General features: G+C 64.6%; 11 protein-coding genes, 1 pseudogene and 2 riboswitches. Of the genes and pseudogenes, 4 read left to right on the top strand and 8 right to left on the bottom strand.

The window, feature by feature from the left end; translation table 11 throughout:
* Positions 1 to 175 precede the first annotated feature (175 nt).
* Positions 176 to 1,414 (bottom strand): bifunctional glutamate N-acetyltransferase/amino-acid acetyltransferase ArgJ, encoded by a 1,239-nt coding sequence (gene argJ / locus ACKOED_RS16525; RefSeq protein WP_408917727.1) that lies wholly within the window; start codon positions 1,412 to 1,414, stop codon positions 176 to 178.
* A gap of 38 nt (positions 1,415 to 1,452) precedes the next feature.
* The gene (locus tag ACKOED_RS16530) at positions 1,453 to 2,367 is read right to left on the bottom strand and encodes a peptidylprolyl isomerase (RefSeq protein WP_408917728.1); all 915 of its coding nucleotides are present in this window, start codon (positions 2,365 to 2,367) and stop codon (positions 1,453 to 1,455) included.
* A gap of 415 nt (positions 2,368 to 2,782) precedes the next feature.
* Between ACKOED_RS16530 and secA the strand changes: the two genes are divergently transcribed.
* Positions 2,783 to 5,506: a preprotein translocase subunit SecA gene (gene secA, locus ACKOED_RS16535; protein ID WP_408917729.1), complete on the top strand. Its 2,724-nt coding sequence runs from the start codon at positions 2,783 to 2,785 to the stop codon at positions 5,504 to 5,506.
* Positions 5,507 to 5,539: 33 nt separating this feature from the next.
* Here the strand turns inward: secA and rnhA are convergent, their stop codons facing one another.
* Together rnhA and ispH are read right to left on the bottom strand one after the other, a co-directional pair.
* On the bottom strand, positions 5,540 to 5,995 hold the full coding sequence (gene rnhA / locus ACKOED_RS16540; protein ID WP_408917730.1) for a ribonuclease HI: 456 nt from the start codon (positions 5,993 to 5,995) through the stop codon (positions 5,540 to 5,542).
* Positions 5,992 to 6,954 (bottom strand): 4-hydroxy-3-methylbut-2-enyl diphosphate reductase, encoded by a 963-nt coding sequence (gene ispH, locus ACKOED_RS16545; protein WP_408917731.1) that lies wholly within the window; start codon positions 6,952 to 6,954, stop codon positions 5,992 to 5,994. The genes rnhA and ispH overlap by 4 nt, the downstream gene beginning before the upstream one ends.
* A gap of 113 nt (positions 6,955 to 7,067) precedes the next feature.
* Positions 7,068 to 7,155, top strand: a riboswitch (glycine riboswitch).
* Positions 7,156 to 7,275, top strand: a riboswitch (glycine riboswitch).
* A gap of 47 nt (positions 7,276 to 7,322) precedes the next feature.
* Between ispH and gcvT the strand changes: the two genes are divergently transcribed.
* The 3 genes from gcvT to gcvP are packed head-to-tail and all read left to right on the top strand — an operon-like array spanning position 7,323 to position 11,732.
* Positions 7,323 to 8,441: a glycine cleavage system aminomethyltransferase GcvT gene (gene gcvT / locus ACKOED_RS16550; RefSeq protein ID WP_408917732.1), complete on the top strand. Its 1,119-nt coding sequence runs from the start codon at positions 7,323 to 7,325 to the stop codon at positions 8,439 to 8,441.
* A gap of 9 nt (positions 8,442 to 8,450) precedes the next feature.
* Positions 8,451 to 8,819 carry a glycine cleavage system protein GcvH gene (gene gcvH / locus ACKOED_RS16555; protein WP_408917733.1) on the top strand — a complete coding sequence of 123 codons (369 nt, stop codon included), beginning with the start codon at positions 8,451 to 8,453 and terminating at the stop codon, positions 8,817 to 8,819.
* Between the two features lie 9 nt (positions 8,820 to 8,828).
* Positions 8,829 to 11,732, top strand: a complete 2,904-nt coding sequence (gene gcvP, locus ACKOED_RS16560; RefSeq protein WP_408917734.1) for an aminomethyl-transferring glycine dehydrogenase — start codon at positions 8,829 to 8,831, stop codon at positions 11,730 to 11,732.
* A 91-nt stretch (positions 11,733 to 11,823) separates the two neighbouring features.
* Here gcvP and ACKOED_RS16565 read toward each other — a convergent pair.
* The 4 genes and pseudogenes from ACKOED_RS16565 to xylB all read right to left on the bottom strand — a co-directional run bounded on the left by ACKOED_RS16565 (position 11,824) and on the right by xylB (position 16,872).
* Positions 11,824 to 12,995, bottom strand: a pseudogene (locus ACKOED_RS16565) (Gfo/Idh/MocA family protein).
* A 22-nt stretch (positions 12,996 to 13,017) separates the two neighbouring features.
* Entirely contained in the window at positions 13,018 to 14,076 is a 1,059-nt protein-coding gene (locus ACKOED_RS16570; RefSeq protein ID WP_408917735.1) for a sugar phosphate isomerase/epimerase family protein, read from the bottom strand.
* Positions 14,077 to 14,101: 25 nt separating this feature from the next.
* On the bottom strand, positions 14,102 to 15,418 hold the full coding sequence (xylA, locus tag ACKOED_RS16575; protein WP_408917758.1) for a xylose isomerase: 1,317 nt from the start codon (positions 15,416 to 15,418) through the stop codon (positions 14,102 to 14,104).
* The gene (xylB, locus tag ACKOED_RS16580; RefSeq protein ID WP_408917736.1) at positions 15,415 to 16,872 is read right to left on the bottom strand and encodes a xylulokinase; all 1,458 of its coding nucleotides are present in this window, start codon (positions 16,870 to 16,872) and stop codon (positions 15,415 to 15,417) included. Before xylB ends, xylA begins: the two co-directional genes overlap by 4 nt.
* Positions 16,873 to 16,939 lie beyond the last annotated feature (67 nt).

Below are 16,939 nucleotides of genomic sequence, written 5' to 3' on the forward strand. Positions count from 1 at the left end.
GAGAGGATGGGGCCCCCAGGATGTGGGGGGAGGTGCGGGCGCCGGGAGGCAGCAGGAGAAGTGTCCCCTCCTCTGCCCCATTGCTTCGCAATGGGTCCCCGTCTTCTCCCGCAAGCGGGAGAAGACATAGGGGCCGTGAGAAGTAGAACCGCAAGTTCAACTCACCGCCCACAGCTCAGCTGCGGTAGGAGCCGTTGATATCGATGTAGCGGTGGGTGAGATCGCAGGTCCACACCCGGGCCTTGCCCTTGCCGACGCCAACATCGGCCTCGATCACCACGTGGCGGCCCTTTATGTGCGGCATGATGTCCGCCTCGCGGTAGCTGGGATCGCGCATGCCATTGCGCGCCACGGTGACGCCGCCGATCCTGATCCTCAGACGGTCGCGGATGGCTTTCTCGCCAGCCTTGCCGATGGCCATGACCACCCGGCCCCAATTGGCGTCCTCGCCGGCCACCGCCGTTTTGACCAGCGGCGAGTTGGCGATGGTCATGGCGATGCGGTGCGCCGCCTTGTCATTCTCGGCGCCGGTGACGGCGATTTCGATCAGCTTCTCGGCGCCCTCGCCGTCCCGCGCCACCTGCTGGGCGAGGTCCAGGCACAGGGCATCGAGCGCCCTGGCGAAGGGTTGAAGCCGCGGATCGGCGGCGCCGCGCAAGCCCGTGAGAGCGCCGCCGGCCGCCCCGGTGGCGAACATCAGCACCGTATCCGAGGTCGAGGTATCGCCGTCGACGGTGACGCAATTGAAACTCCGGTCCACGGCCTGCGACAGCAGCTTCTGCAGAATGCGATGCGGCAGCGCCGCGTCGGTGAAGATGAACGAGAGCATCGTCGCCATGTCCGGCGCAATCATGCCGGAGCCCTTGGCGATGCCGTTGATGGTGACCGTCTTGCCACCCAGTTTCACCCTGGCGGTCGCCACCTTTGGAAATGTGTCGGTGGTCATGATGGCACGGGCAGCCATCGCCCAGCGGTCCGCCCCGGCCTCGGCGGCAAGCTGCGGCAGCGCCCCGGTGATGAAGGACGGATCCAGCGGTTCGCCGATCACGCCTGTCGAGGCCTGGAAGATTTCGCCGGGCTTGCAGGAGAGGAGCTTGGCTGCCGCCTTCGCAACGGCCGTTACCGTTGCAACGCCAGCCTTGCCGGTGAAGGCGTTGGCGTTTCCGGCGTTGATCACCACCGCCCGCGCCGTGCCGCCCCAGAGATGCGCCGCGCACCAGTCAACGGGCGCGGAGCGCGACTTGGAGCGGGTGAAGGTTCCGGCGACCGTGGTGCCCGGCGGCATCACCGCCAGCAGCACGTCCGGCCGGTTCTTGTAGCGGATGCCGGTCTCGGCCGCCGCCAGCGCGACGCCACCCACCGGCGGCAGTTCGGGAAACGCTTGCGGCGCCAAGGGCGATACCCGATGTGCCATGATCTGACCCCTCCGCCCGTCCGGTGTGCCCTGCTTTGTTACTGTGCGGGAAGCTGCAGGTCGCCCTTGCCATCGCCCGCGGCGCCGCCGCCGGACCCATCCATAACAGAGCCGTCGGACTGGTCGAGCGTCTTCTGCTGTTTTTCCTGGAAAGTCTTGGCGGCCTTGGCGGCCTCTTCGGCATACGTCTTCAGATCAGGATCGACAATTTCGACCTTGGAGGCCGCACGCAGCTTCTCCATCACATCGCCAACCTTGCGGCGCAGCAGGACGTTGCGGATCGCCGGCTTCACCTGATCATAAGGCTGCGCCACGCCCTGTTTGCGGTCGTCAACACGGATGATGTACCAGCCCAGGTCGGTCTTCACCGGCGGCGAAACCTCGCCCAGCTTCAGCGCGAAGGCGGCCTTGGAGAATTCCGGCACCATGTCTTCGGCGGTAAAATAGCCCAGATCGCCGCCCGCTTCCTTCGACCCGTCGAGGCTATATTTCTTTGCCAGATCCTCGAAGGTTTCGCCTTTGGCAAGGCGGTTCAGGATGTCATTGGCCTCCTGCTCGGTGGCGACCTGGATCACCCGGGCGCGGATGCGCTCGGTTTGCTGCAGTTTCGCCGCCTCTTCGTCATAAACCTTGCGGATCTCCTCTTCCGTCACCATCGGCCTGATTTTCTGGAAGAAGTAAGCGTCGCGCAGCGCCTTGGCCTGGTAAAGCGCCAGGCGGCGCTTGTATTCCTCAGTGTCGGCAATCCCTTCCTTCACCGCATACTGGGCCAGCAAGTGGCGCTCGATCAGATATTCGACAACATAGGGAAAGCGCACCTTCGGCGGCAGGTTGGGCAGCTGGCCGATAATGTCTTCGGTGGCCATCTGGACTTCGGAGACCCGTATCTCATGACCATTGACGATGGCCACAACCTTGTCTTCCTTGCCGGCGGCCTCTTCTTCCTGCGCCATGACAGGCACAGACAGCGCCAGGCCGAGTATTGCTGTCGCAACGCAACTCTTTAAAATCATTCGAGAAACTGACATGAATTCCATCGTTCCAGAGCCTTTGCCCCGCCCTGGCTCCCACAGGCTTCGGGCTTGCTCATTGTCCTCGAAACAAGGCAAGAATAAGCCTTTTGCTCCGCCCGCCGGGCGATCACATTGAAAAATCACTTTGATCCGGGCATGATCAGGTTGCAAGTGGGCCTTCCACAGTTTGGCGCCTCTGTTGCGCATTGGCCACACATTGAAAAGCCGTGGCCGGGAAACCATTTGCCTGTTGCCCGGAAAATGATTTCGTCTGCGCGTTGCTCCGGCGCGGCAAACTGATTAGAACGCGCCTCGACCGGAGGCTTCTCCGGCCTGCGCCTGAAGGAACGAATCAATGCTCGGATTGCGCGGCCTCGCCGCAAAGATTTTTGGCTCCAGCAACGACCGCCGGATTTCCAAGTACCGCAGCCGCGTCGACGCCATCAACGCGCTGGAGCCTGAACTGGAAGGCCTTTCCGACGAGGCACTGCGGGCGCGTACGGATCTGTTCCGGAACGAAGTGGCGGGCGGCAAGGACCTTGACGATCTCCTGGTGCCGGCCTTCGCCACGGTGCGCGAGGCAGCCAAGCGAACGCTGGGCCAGCGCCATTTCGATGTGCAGCTGATCGGCGGCATGGTGCTGCATGAGGGCCGCATCGCCGAAATGAAGACCGGTGAAGGCAAGACCCTGGTCGCCACCCTTCCCGTCTATCTCAACGCGCTCGCCGGCAAAGGCGTGCATGTGGTGACCGTCAACGACTATCTGGCCCGCCGCGACGCCGCCTGGATGGGTCAGATCTATTCCTTCCTGGGCTTGAAGACCGGCGTGATTGTGCACGGGCTCAGCGACGAGCAGCGCCGCCAGGCCTATGGCTCCGACGTCACCTATGCCACCAACAATGAGCTGGGCTTCGACTATCTGCGCGATAACATGAAGTATCATCTGGCCGAGATGGTGCAGCGCGGCCACAATTACGCGATCGTCGACGAGGTGGACTCGATACTGATCGACGAGGCGCGCACGCCGCTCATCATCTCAGGGCCGGTGGACGACAAGTCCGACCTCTACAATGCCGTGAACCAGTACATACCGGCGCTGACGCCGGAGGACTTTGAACTCGACGAAAAGCAGCGTTCGGTGACCCTCACCGAAAAGGGCAACGAGCATCTGGAGCAGGTGCTGGGCGGCGCCGGGCTGCTGCGCGGCACCAACCTTTATGACGCCGAGAACGTCACCATCGTGCATCATGTGCAGCAGGCGCTCCGGGCGCACAAGCTCTTCCAGCGCGACAAGGACTATATCGTCAAGGACGGGCAGGTCGTCATCATCGACGAGTTCACCGGCCGCATGATGCCGGGGCGGCGCTACTCGGAAGGCCTGCACCAGGCGCTCGAGGCGAAGGAGCATGTGGCGATCCAGCCGGAGAACGTGACCCTCGCCTCGATCACCTTCCAGAACTATTTCCGCCTCTACGCCAAGCTGGCCGGCATGACCGGCACGGCGGCCACCGAGGCCGAGGAGTTCATGGACATCTACAAGCTCGAGGTGCTCGACATTCCCACCAACGTGCCGGTGGCGCGCAAGGACGAGGATGACCAGGTCTACCGCACCGCGAAGGAAAAATACGCGGCCATCATCGAAACCATCGAGGAGGCCCGCGGCCGGGCCCAGCCGGTGCTCGTCGGCACTACGTCGATTGAAAAGTCGGAAGTGCTGTCCTCGCTGCTCAAGGCAAAAGGCATCCCGCACAGCGTGCTCAATGCCCGCTACCACGAGCAGGAAGCGGCGATCGTGGCGCAAGCGGGCGCCGCCGGCGCCGTGACCATCGCCACCAACATGGCCGGCCGCGGCACCGACATCAAGCTGGGCGGCAATCCGGACATGCGGATCGCGGTTGAACTCGCCGGCGTTCCGGACGGGCCAGAGCGCGAGGCCCGCATCCGGGCGATCCGCGAGGAGACCGAAACCGACAAACAGAAGGTGCTGGACGCGGGCGGGCTCTTTGTGATCGGCACCGAGCGCCACGAAAGCCGCCGCATCGATAACCAGCTGCGCGGCCGCTCCGGCCGCCAGGGCGACCCCGGACGCTCGCTGTTCTATCTCTCGCTCGAAGACGATCTGATGCGGATCTTCGGTTCCGAGCGGCTGAACACCATGCTGACGATCAGCGGCCTCAAGGAGGGCGAGGCGATCGTGCATCCGTGGATCAACAAGGCGCTGGAGAAGGCCCAGCAGAAGGTCGAGGCGCGCAACTTCGACATCCGCAAGAACCTGCTCAAGTTCGACAATGTGATGAACGACCAGCGCAAGGTGATCTTCGACCAGCGCATCGGCATCATGAAGGGCGAGGAGGTGTCGGAGACCATCGACGACATGCGCAAGACGACCGTCGACGATCTGGTCAAGAAGCATATTCCGCCGGGCTCCTATGCCGAGCAGTGGGATGCCGCGGCCTTGCGTGAGCGGCTGCAGGAGGTTCTGGGCCTTGATTTCCCGGTCGAAGACTGGGCCAGGGAAGAAGGCATCGCCGAGGAGGAAATCCTCGAGCGCGTGGAACAGGCGGCCGACAAGCACTATGCGGAAAAGCGCGCCAAATACGGGCCGGAGATCATGGGCCAGGTGGAGAAGACCTTCCTCCTGCGAACTCTTGACCAGCTGTGGCGTGACCACATCATCACGGTCGAGCAGCTGCGCCAGGTGATCCATCTTCGCGGTTATGCGCAGCGCGACCCGCTCAACGAATACAAGACCGAGGGCTATAATCTCTTCGAGAGCATGGTGAACAAGCTGCGCGAGAACGTGACCGCGCAGGTGATGCGCGTCGAGGTGCAGATGCGCGATGCCTCGGAACTGACCGAGCTGCCGGATGAAGACGAGCTGCCGCAGATGGAGGCTCACCACATTGATCCGGTGACCGGCGAGGACGAACTCTCGGCGCTGGCCAGCACAATGATGGCGGTACAGAAGCCGGGCCCCGACCCGAAGGACCCCAAGAGCTGGGGCAAGGTCGGCCGTAACGACCCCTGCCCCTGCGGCTCCGGCAAGCGCTACAAGCACTGCCACGGGAAGTATGCCTGACCGTGCGCAGCTACCGTCTGTCGTGCTGGACGTTCAAGTGCGGCTATTCCGCCTGAACGGCGCCATGCCTTCGCGGGCCAGCTCGTCGGCGCGCTCGTTGTCGTCGTGGCCGGCATGGCCCTTCACCCAGTGCCATGACACCTGGTGACGGGCCAGCGCCGCGTCCAGCCGCTGCCAGAGCTCGACATTTTTCACGGGCTTCCTGTCGGCGGTTTTCCAGCCGTTCTTCTTCCAGCCGTGAATCCATTTGGTGATGCCGTCCTTCACATAGCTCGAATCGACATGCATCGCCACCGCGCAGGGCCGGGTCAGCGCCTCGAGCGCCATGATGGCGGCCATCAGCTCCATGCGGTTGTTGGTGGTCTCGGCTTCGCCGCCTGAAAGCTCTTTGCGCGTGCCGTTATAATCAAGGATGGCGCCCCAGCCGCCCGGGCCAGGGTTGCCGGAACAGGCGCCATCGGTATGCACGACGACCTTCTGTGCGCTCATGCCTGGGCTGGCGCATCGCGCAATTCGCGCGGCAGCTTGAAGGCGACGTTCTCCTCGCGCAGCGTCACGGTTTCCACCGTCACGCTGTAATGGGCGCGGAAGGCATCGACGATTTCATTGACGAGGAGCTCCGGCGCCGAGGCCCCGGCGGTGACGCCGATCACCGACAGGCCCTGAAGCGACGGCCAGTCGAGATCGCCGGCGCGCTGCACCAGCAGGCTGCGCGGCGCGCCATATCGCTCACCCACTTCAACGAGCCGCCGCGAATTGGAGGAGTTGGGCGCACCGACCACCAGCAAGAGCTCGATGCGCGGCGCAATCGCCTTCACCGCGTCCTGGCGGTTGGTGGTGGCGTAGCAGATGTCTTCCTTGTAGGGGCCCTTGATGTCCGGGAAGCGGCGGCGCAGCGCTGCGATCACATCCTGCGTGTCATCCACCGACAGCGTGGTCTGGGTGATATAGGCAAGTTTGGCTGGGTCGCGCACCGCGATCGCCTCGGCGTCCTCCACGGTCTCGATCAGGCGCACCGCACCCTCGGGCAGCTGGCCCATGGTGCCGATCACCTCGGGGTGGCCGTGATGGCCGATCAGGATGATCTCAAAACCCTCGGCATGATGGCGCTGCGCCTCCATATGCACCTTGGTGACCAGCGGGCAGGTCGCGTCGAGCTGGAACATATGGCGGGCGGCGGCCGCGGCCGGCACCGATTTCGGCACGCCATGGGCCGAAAACACCACCGGCCGGCTGGCGTCCGGAATGTCATCGAGCTCCTCGACGAAAACGGCACCCTTGGCCCTGAGATCGTCGACCACGAATTTGTTATGCACGATCTCATGGCGCACATAGACCGGCGCCCCATACAGGGCGAGCGCGCGTTCCACGATGTCAATGGCGCGCACCACCCCGGCGCAGAAACCGCGGGGGGCGGCCAGCAGAATGGTGAGAGGTGGCTTGGCCATGCGAAAGAGATGCGGGGCGCGGCGGCGCTTGTCAACAAGGGCTTGGTAACCGCTCTGTCAGCCCCGCTTGACTTGGGCCGCGATCGGCCTAGTGTGCGAAACAGTTCAGCACAGCGCCCAGCGCGGAAGAGACCGGTTGAAGCCGGCGCCGAAGGAGCAACCGCCCCGGAAACTCTCAGGCAAAAGTACCGCCTGGGCGTGAGTCAGAACTCTGGAGAGCAGCAGGCTTGTAACGAAGCCCGCTCACCGAAGGAGCCAAGCGGGCCCGTGCCGGAGTGACGGCCCCGCGAAATCTCTCAGGTCTCGTACAGAGGGGGCAGATTCGGCAGCCGCCGGGTCTGGCCCAGCTTTGTCCGGAGACCGGTATTTTGAACGATGACACCCCCAAACGAACCCCGCTCCATGCCGAGCATGTGAAGTTCGGCGCCCGCATGGTGCCCTTCGCCGGCTATGACATGCCGGTGCAATACCCCACCGGCATCATTGCCGAGCACAACTGGACGCGCGCCAGCGCCGGGCTGTTCGATGTTTCGCACATGGGCCAATGCGTGATCGCCGGGCCTGATTTCGAGACCACGGCCCGGGCCATGGAACGCCTCGTTCCGGCGGATGTGCTGGGCCTCAAGCCAGGCCAGCAGCGCTATTCGCAGCTTCTGTCGGAAACCGGCGGCACGCTCGATGACCTGATGATCACCCGCCACCGCCAGGACGGGCTGCTCTATGTGGTGGTCAATGCCGGCCGCAATGAACATGACTATGACTGGATCGATGCCCGCCTGTCGCGCGGCGTCAGCCTCAGGCGGCTCGATGGGCTGGCGCTGGCAGCGCTGCAGGGCCCCAAAGCCGAGGAGGTTCTGGCCCAGCATGTGCCGGACATCGGCGGGCTTTCCTTCATGCATTACCGCGATGCCGCCCTGGGGCCGGTCCGCGCCCAAGTCTCGCGCTCCGGCTACACCGGCGAGGATGGATTCGAAATCTCGGTGGCCAGCGCGGATGCGCCGCGGCTATGGAACCTGCTGCTCGCCGACCCGCTGGTGAAGCCCATAGGGCTGGGGGCGCGCGATTCGCTCCGTCTCGAGGCCGGGCTTTGCCTTTATGGCCATGAGCTTGATGAGACCATCTCGCCGGTCGAGGCCGGCCTCCTATGGTCGATCGGCAAGCGCCGCCGCACCGAGGGTGGCTTTACCGGCGCGGCGCGGGTCCAGGCGGAACTCGCCGATGGCCCGCCCCGGCGGCGGGTCGGCATCAGGCCCGAGGGCCGCGCCCCGGCGCGTGAGGGCGCGCCCATCACGGATGCGGAAGGCCAGGAGATCGGCAAGGTCACCTCGGGCGGTTTCGGCCCCACCGCCGGCGGCCCCATCGCCATGGGCTATGTGACGCCGGCATCCGCCGCGCCAGGAACCAAAGTCAACCTGATCGTGCGTGGAGCGCCGCTTGCCGCCACGATCGTCCCGCTTCCCTTCGTTGCCAACCGCTTCAAACGCTAGGAGACCGCCATGACCGTCAAATACAGCAAGGACCACGAGTGGGTGAAAGTCGAGAACGGCATCGCCACCGTGGGCATCACCAACCACGCGCAGGAGCAGCTGGGCGATGTGGTGTTCGTGGAGCTTCCCGCCATCGGCAAGACGGTGACGCAGCACGGCCAGGCGGCGGTCGTTGAAAGCGTGAAGGCCGCAAGCGAGGTCTATGCCCCGGTGTCCGGCGAGGTCGTGGACGTCAACAAGGATCTGGAGGGCGACCCCGCGATGGTCAACCGCGCCGCCGAGGGCGAAGCGTGGTTCATGAAAGTGAAGCTCACCAATCCTTCGGAACTCGATGGCCTGATGGACAAGGCCGCCTACGACAAGTTCATCAGCGGATAAGGACCTGACATGACCCACCGCCCCAGCTTCGCCGAGCTTGAACCCGGCGCCAATTTCATCGCCCGCCACATCGGGCCGGACCCCGCCGACACCGCCGAGATGCTGCGCAGCCTCGGTTCCTCTTCGCTTGAGGATTTCATCGCCCGCGTGGTGCCGGAACCGATCCGCGCCAAGCGGCCGCTGGAACTGCGCAAGCCAATGCCGGAGCGCACCGCGCTCTCCTATCTGCGCAAGATGGCGGACCGCAACGACGTGTTCGTGTCGATGATCGGCATGGGCTATTACGGCACCGTCACGCCCAAGGTGATCCTGCGCAACATTCTCGAAAATCCCGGCTGGTACACCGCCTACACGCCCTACCAGGCGGAGGTGAGCCAGGGCCGCCTCGAGGCGCTGCTCAATTTCCAGCAGATGGTCATCGACATGACCGGGCTGGAAATCGCCAATGCCTCGCTGCTCGACGAGGGCACGGCGGCCGCCGAGGCCATGGCCATGGCGCGGCGCGTGGTGAAGACCAGCTCCAACACCTTCTTCGTCGACCGCGACACCCACCCGCAGACCATCGGCGTGATCGCCACCCGCGCCAGGGCCTTCGGCTACGATCTGGTGATCGGCGATCCCGCCACTGATCTGAAACCTGAGTCGGTGTTTGCCGCGCTGTTCTCCTATCCCGGTTCTTCGGGAGAGGTGCGCGACTGGCGCGGCCTGATCTCGAAGCTGCACGGCGCGGGCGCGCTGGCCATCATGGCCACCGACCTTCTGGCGCTGGCGCTGCTGACGCCGCCCGGCGAGCTTGGCGCCGACCTCGCCATCGGTTCGGCCCAGCGCTTCGGCGTGCCGATGGGCTATGGCGGGCCGCATGCCGCCTTCTTCGCAACACGGGACGAATACAAGCGCGCCATGCCGGGCCGGGTGATCGGCGTGTCGGTCGATGCCGAGGGCCACCGGGCGCTGCGCATGGCGCTGCAGACCCGCGAGCAGCACATCCGCCGCGAGAAGGCGACCAGCAATATCTGCACCGCGCAGGTGCTGCTGGCCGTGATCGCCTCGATGTTCGCCGTCTACAACGGCCCCAAGGGCATCCAGAAGATGGCCGAGCGCACCCACCGCATGGCGCAGATCTTCGCCGCCGCAGTGACCGGCTTCGGCTATGAGGTGCCGACAAAGTCGTTCTTCGACACGGTGACGGTCACCGCGCCGGGCCGCGCCCATGCGCTGTGGGCGCGCGCCAAGGAGCAGCGCATCAACCTGCGCTTTGTCGACGCCGATCATCTGGGCGTCTCCTTCGACCAGTCGGTGCGGCGCGAAGAGCTCGAACGCCTGCTCAGCGTGTTCAAGACCGACGCGCTGGAGCGGATATCGATCGACGCCGTGGACCGCCAGGTGAAGGACAACATCCCCGAGCCGTTGCGCCGCACGTCCAGCTATCTCACCCATCCGGTGTTCTCGATGTATCACTCGGAAACCGAGATGCTGCGCTATCTCCGGCACTTGCAGGTGAAGGACATCGCGCTCGACCAGTCGATGATCGCGCTGGGCTCCTGCACCATGAAGCTCAACGCCACGACCGAGATGATCCCGGTCACCTGGCGGTCGTTCTCGATGCTGCATCCCTTCGCGCCGCTCGAGCAGGCGCAGGGCTACATGCAGCTGTTCGAGGAGCTGGAGGACATGCTGGCCGAGATCACCGGTTTCGACGCGGTGTCGCTGCAGCCCAATGCCGGAAGCCAGGGCGAGTATGCCGGGCTTCTCGCCATCCGCGGCTATCATGAATCGCGCGGGGACACGCAGCGCGACGTCTGCCTGATCCCGGTTTCGGCGCATGGCACCAATCCGGCCTCCGCCATCATGGCCGGCATGAAGGTGGTGGCGGTGGCCTGCGACGCGCACGGCAACGTCGATGTGGGCGATCTCGCCAAGAAGGCGGTGGAGCATGCGCCGCATCTGGCGGCGCTGATGATCACCTATCCGTCCACCCACGGCGTGTTCGAGGTGGCGGTGAAGGAGATCTGCGCCATCGTGCATGCGCATGGCGGCCAGGTCTATCTCGACGGCGCCAACCTCAACGCCCAGGTCGGGCTGGTGCGGCCGGCGGAGCTCGGCGCCGACGTCTGCCACATGAACCTGCACAAGACCTTCTGCATCCCGCATGGCGGCGGCGGCCCGGGCATGGGGCCGATCGGCGTCAAGGCGCATCTGGCGCCGTTCCTGCCGGGGCACTCCGTGGTGACCGGCGTCAACCCGGCGGCGGGCCGCGACCAGTCGCAGGGCGCGGTGTCGGCCGCACCCTGGGGCTCGGCGTCGATCCTGCCCATTTCATGGACCTACATCGCCATGATGGGCGGCGACGGCCTGCGCAAGGCAACGATCATGGCCATCCTCAACGCCAATTACATCGCCAAACGCCTCGATCCGCATTTTCCGGTGCTCTACAAGGGGCCGGGCGGCTTCGTCGCGCATGAATGCATCATCGACCTGCGCTGGCTCAAGGAGCGCACGGGTCTCGGTGTGGAGGATGTGGCCAAGCGGCTGGTGGATTATGGCTTCCACGCCCCCACCATGTCGTTCCCCGTGGCGGACACGCTGATGATCGAGCCCACCGAATCGGAATCGAAGCGCGAGCTCGACCGCTTTTGCGACGCGATGATCGAGATCAGGCGTGAGATCGCCGAAGTGGAGGAGGGCAAGGCGGACCGGCTGGACAATGTGCTGAAGAACGCCCCGCACACCCACCGCCTGCTGCTCGGCGACTGGAAGCACCCTTATTCGAAAGAGAAGGCGTTCTTCCCGCTCAAAGGCTATCCCAACAGCAAATACTGGCCGCCGGTGGCGCGCGTCGACAATGTGTTCGGCGACCGCAACCTGGTCTGCACCTGCCCGCCAATGGCGAACTACATGGAGGCGGCGGAGTAGGCAGACGCGCCCCGCCGCCTCTCCAGCGCCGTATGCAAGATGCCGCGGTCAAGCCGTCGGATGATGAAACGTTGAGTTATGTGGCGCCCAGTCAGGCGAGCTTCACCCATTTGCCGTTCTTCGCCGCGGATGCAACGCAGGCCTCGATGAAGGCCATGCCCGCTACGCCGTCGGCGATGCCGGGGAAGGTCACGTCCTTCTCCGGCTTCTTGCCGGCGCGCTTCGCCTTGATGGCGCGGGCCACCTCCGAATAGATATTGGCGAGCCCTCGAGATAGCCTTCCGGATGGCCTGGCGGCACGCGCGTCATGCGGCCCGCCGCGGCGTTCGCGCCGGCGCCGCCGCGGGTGATCAGCCGCTTCGGCTCGCCAAACGGCGTGAACCACAGATAATTCGGGTCTTCCTGCTTCCATTCAAGTCCGCCCCTGGTGCCGTAGATGCGGATCTTGAGGCCGTTCTCATTGCCGGGCGCCACCTGGCTGGCCCAGATCATGCCCCTGGCGCCGCCCTTGAAGCGCAGCATCACATGGGCATTGTCATCCAGCACCCGGCCCTTCACGAAGCTGGTGAGATCGGCCGCCAGTTCAGCGCCGGAAAGGCCCGATACATCGCATAGCAACTGATAGGTATGGGTACCGATGTCACCCACTGAGCCGCCAGCGCCTGAGCGTTTGGGATCGGTGCGCCAGGCCGCTTGTTTCTGGCCGGTCTTTTCCAGCGCGGTGGTAAGCCAGTCCTGCGGGTATTCGCCCTGCAGCACGCGGATGTCGCCAAGCTCGCCCGCGGCGATCATCGCCTTGGCGTGGCGGATCATCGGATAGCCGGAATAATTGTGGGTGAGCGCAAAGATCACATCCTTGCGCCTGGCCAAAAGCTTCTCCAGCGCCTTCGCCTCCTTGAGGCTGAGTGCCAGCGGCTTGTCACAGATCACATGGATGCCAGCCTCGATGAAAGCCATGGCGGCCGGCACATGCACATGGTTCGGCGTGACGATGGCCACCGCCTCGATGCCATCGGCGCGCTTTGCCTCGGCCCGCGCCATCTCGCGGAAATCAGCGTAGACGCGGTCCGGCGCAAGCCCAAGCTCCGCGCCCGAGGCCCTGGCCCTGGCGGGGTCCGCCGAGAGTGCGCCCGCCACCAGCTCATACTGGTCATCCATCCGTGCCGCGAGGCGGTGCACGGCGCCGATGAAGGCTCCCTGGCCACCGCCCACCATGCCAAGCCTGATGCGGCCCGTGTTCGCATCGCTCCGTCCCGAAACCATGTGCTGTCTCTCTCCCTGAGCGTTACTTGATGCCGAGGATGCGGCGAATCTTCGCCTTGTCCGCCGAACCGGCCACGAAATCATCGAAGCTCTTCGCGGTCGTCTTGATGATGTGGCTTTCGATGAAGGGTGCGCCTTCGATGGCGCCCTGCACCGAGTCCTTGATGCAGCATTCCCATTCCAGCACCGCCCAGCTGTCATAGTCGTAGGCGGCGAGCTTGGAGAAGATGGCCCCGAAATCGACCTGCCCGTCACCCAGCGAGCGGAAGCGGCCGGCGCGGCTGATCCACGGCTGGAACCCGGAATAGACGCCCTGCTTGCCGGTGGGGTTGAACTCCGCGTCCTTCACATGGAAGGCGCAGATGCGCTCATGATAGATGTCGATGAAATCGAGATAGTCGAGCTGCTGCAGCACGAAATGCGACGGATCGTAATTGATCATGCAGCGCGGATGATTGTTGAGGCGCCGGAGAAACATCTCGAAGGTCGCCCCGTCCATCACGTCCTCGCCGGGGTGCAGTTCGAAGCCGCAATCGACGCCATTTTCCTCGAACACATCAAGCAGGGGTTTCCAGCGCCGCGCCAGCTCGTCGAAGCCTTCCTCGATGAGGCCCGGAGGGCGCGGCGGCCAGCCATAAAGGAACGGCCAGCACAGCGCGCCCGGGAACGACACATGTGAATCAAGCCCCAGGTTGCGCGAGGCCTTGGCGGCGTATTTCACCTGCTGCACCGCCCATTTCTGGCGTTCCTTCGGCTTGCCGTGGAACTCCGCAGGCGCGAAGGCGTCAAACGCCTCGTCATAAGCCGGATGCACCGCCACCAGCTGGCCCTGAAGATGGGTCGAAAGCTCGGTGATCTCCACGCCATTGGCCTTGGCTGTGCCCTTGATCTCGTCGCAATAGGTTTTCGACGAGGCGGCTTTCTTGACGTCGAACAGCCGCCCGTCCCAGCTTGGAATCTGAACGCCCTTGTAGCCCAGCGAGGCGGCCCATTTGGTGATCGCGTCCCAGGAGTTGAAGGGCGCGGCATCGCCCGCGAATTGCGCCAGGAATATCGCCGGGCCCTTGATGTTTGTCGGCATGGTTGGTCCTCCCTTGTCGAGTTTTCTAGAGATAGGAATTGATGAGGTTTTCGAGGCGTTCCTGGCGGCCCGATCTGGGCGTGGGCTCAAGGCCCTCGGCATGAACGCGCGCCGCGATCTGCTCCAGCGTCTGCTTGCCCTCCAGCATCGCCCGGTTCGCGGGCTCGCTCCACTTGCCGTAGCGCTCCGCCACCACCGCCGCCAGCTTGCCGTCCTCGATGATCTTCGCCGCCGCCAGAAGGGCGCGCGCGCAGGCGTCGATCGAGCCTACATGGGCGTGGAGAATATCGTCAGGATCGATCGACTGACGCCTGATCTTGGCGTCGAAGTTGAGCCCGCCGGTGGTGAAGCCGCCGGCTTTCAGGATTTCAAGAAAGGCAAGCGTCATCTCCGGCACATTCATGGCGAACTGGTCGGTGTCCCAGCCGGATTGATAATCGCCGCGGTTGATGTCGATTCCGCCGAAAATGCCGAGCGCCGAGGCAAGCGCGATCTCATGCTCGAAACTGTGCCCCGCCAGGATGGCGTGGTTCTGCTCGATATTGACCTTCACATCCTTCTGCAGCCCGAGCGAGGAGATGGTGGCATAGACGGTGGCCACGTCGTAATCATACTGGTGCTTGGTGGGCTCCTGCGGCTTGGGCTCGATCAGGATCGGGCCCTTGAAGCCGATCTTGTGCTTGTAATCCACCACCAGCGACAGGAAGCGCCTGGCCTGTTCCAGCTCATGGCCGATGTTGGTGTTGAGCAGCGTTTCATAGCCTTCGCGGCCGCCCCACATCACATAGTTTGCGCCGTCCAGGTCCTTGGTCACGTCCATGCAGTGCTTCACCTGCGCGGCGCAATAGGCGAACACATCCGGATCGGGGTTGGTGGCGGCCCCCGCCATGAAGCGGCGGTTGGAGAACATGTTGGCCGTGCCCCACAGCAGCTTCTTGTTGCCGGCCGCCATCTTCTTCTCGAAGATGCGGGCGATCGCGCTGACATTGGCATTGAACTCCTTCAGCGAGTTGCCTTCGGGCGCGATGTCGAGATCATGGAAGCAGAAGAAATCGACGCCGAGCAGATCGAGCGTCTCGAACATCACGTCGGCCTTGAGGCGGGCGGCGGCCATGCCGTCGGCCATGTGGTGCCATGCGCGCTGAAACGTGTCGCCGCCGAACGGGTCGGTGCCGGGCCAGCACAGCGTGTGCCAATAGGCCAAGGCGAAGCGCAGCTGTTCGCGCATCGGCTTGCCGAGCACCATCCGGTCTGGGTTGTACCAGCGATAGGCCAGCTCGCTGGTGCTGGCGGGGCCTTCATATCTGACCGGCTCGCGGCGCGAATAAAACTGCGGCATCAGCGGTAAATCTCCTTGATGGCGGGATAGATTTTCGCATAGCGGCGGTAGTGTTCCTCATAGGCCTCGCGGGCGCGGGCTTCCGGCCTGATGGTGCGGGCGGTCTTGGGCGCGGTCAGCACTTTCCGGAAATCAGCTCCCGTCGCGGCGATAAGGCCGAGCCGCGCCGCGCCGAACGCGCCGCCCACGTCGCCGGCCGCCGGCAGGTCCACCGGCACGCCCAGCACCGTGGCGATGATCTTGAGCCAGAGCTCCGACTTGGAGCCGCCCCCCACCGCGGTGACGCGCTTCACCTCGGTTCCCGCACCTTTCAGCGCCTCGAGCGAATCGCGGAAGGCGAAGGCCACCGCGTCGAGCGCGGCATGGGTCAGCGTCTTGTGATCGCTCTCATGGCCCAGCCCCATGATGAGGCCCCTGACCTGCGCATCGCCCACCGGCGTGCGCTCGCCCGAGAGATAGGGCAGGAACAGCGCCGGCGATGGACCGGTCAGCGTCTTGCCCAGCGCCGCCGTGAGCTTGGGCGCGGGCGCGCCGAGAATGCCGGCCAGCCATTCGAGGCTCGCCGCTGCCGACAGGATCACGCCCATCTGGTGCCAGGTTCCCGGCACGGCGTGGCAGAAGGCATGCACCATGCGCCCGGCATTGGGGCGGAACTGGTCGTTGGACACGAACATCACGCCCGACGTGCCGATCGACACCAGCGCCGCATTGTCGGTGACCGCGCCGATGCCGCAGGCGGCGGATGCATTGTCGCCGCCACCGCCCGCCACCACGGGCCGCTTCGGCATGCCCCAGGCCTTGGTGACCTGCGCGGTGAGGCGGCCGGTGGCGTCGGTGCCCTCATAGAGCTTCGGCATCTGGTCGATCGACATATCAGAAGCATCGAGCAGCGTTTTCGACCAGTCGCGCCTGGCGATGTCGAGCCAGAAGGTGCCGGATGCGTCCGACATGTCGGAGGCGTATTCGCCGGTCATGCGGAACCGGATATAGTCCTTGGGCAGCAGCACCTTGGCGACCCTGGCGAAGGTCTTGGGCTCATGCTTCTTCACCCAGACGAGTTTCGGCGCGGTGTAGCCGGCCAGCGGGATATTGCCGGCCACGGCCACCGCCCTGGGCTCCCGGTTCATGATGTCGTCGCATTCCCGGAAGGAGCGGGCATCGTTCCACAGGATGCAGGGGCGGAGCACCTTGCCGTCCTTGTCGAGCAGCGTGGCGCCATGCTGCTGGCCGGAAAGCCCGATGCCTTCGACGGCGGCCACCGCCTTGGGCTTCAGCTTGCCCAAGGTTTTCACCACCGTGTTGCAGGCCTTCCACCAATCCTCGGGGTTCTGCTCCGACCAGCCGGGATGCGGCCGCGAGACCTTCAGCGGCGCGCTGGCGCTGGCGAGGATCTTTTGGCGGGCATCTATCAGCACGCCCTTGACCGATGAAGTTCCGAAATCCAGTCCGAGATACATGCGTCCCCCCGGTATGTTCCGTATTGGCGGATATTGGCCGCGTGAGCAAATATCAAAGCCCGGTCTC

Source organism: Aestuariivirga sp. (assembly GCF_046093005.1).
GTDB lineage: Bacteria > Pseudomonadota > Alphaproteobacteria > Rhizobiales > Aestuariivirgaceae > Aestuariivirga.

What these genes read in the sequence shown, in the direction of transcription:
- secA (WP_408917729.1), top strand. Translation starts at nt 2,783, where the DNA reads ATGCTCGGATTGCGCGGCCTCGCCGCAAAGATTTTTGGCTCCAGCAAC.
- gcvP (WP_408917734.1), top strand. Translation starts at nt 8,829, where the DNA reads ATGACCCACCGCCCCAGCTTCGCCGAGCTTGAACCCGGCGCCAATTTC.
- ispH (WP_408917731.1), bottom strand. Translation starts at nt 6,954, where the DNA reads ATGGCCAAGCCACCTCTCACCATTCTGCTGGCCGCCCCCCGCGGTTTC.
- xylB (WP_408917736.1), bottom strand. Translation starts at nt 16,872, where the DNA reads ATGTATCTCGGACTGGATTTCGGAACTTCATCGGTCAAGGGCGTGCTG.
- argJ (WP_408917727.1), bottom strand. Translation starts at nt 1,414, where the DNA reads ATGGCACATCGGGTATCGCCCTTGGCGCCGCAAGCGTTTCCCGAACTG.
- ACKOED_RS16570 (WP_408917735.1), bottom strand. Translation starts at nt 14,076, where the DNA reads ATGCCGACAAACATCAAGGGCCCGGCGATATTCCTGGCGCAATTCGCG.
- gcvH (WP_408917733.1), top strand. Translation starts at nt 8,451, where the DNA reads ATGACCGTCAAATACAGCAAGGACCACGAGTGGGTGAAAGTCGAGAAC.
- ACKOED_RS16530 (WP_408917728.1), bottom strand. Translation starts at nt 2,367, where the DNA reads ATGGCGCAGGAAGAAGAGGCCGCCGGCAAGGAAGACAAGGTTGTGGCC.
- rnhA (WP_408917730.1), bottom strand. Translation starts at nt 5,995, where the DNA reads ATGAGCGCACAGAAGGTCGTCGTGCATACCGATGGCGCCTGTTCCGGC.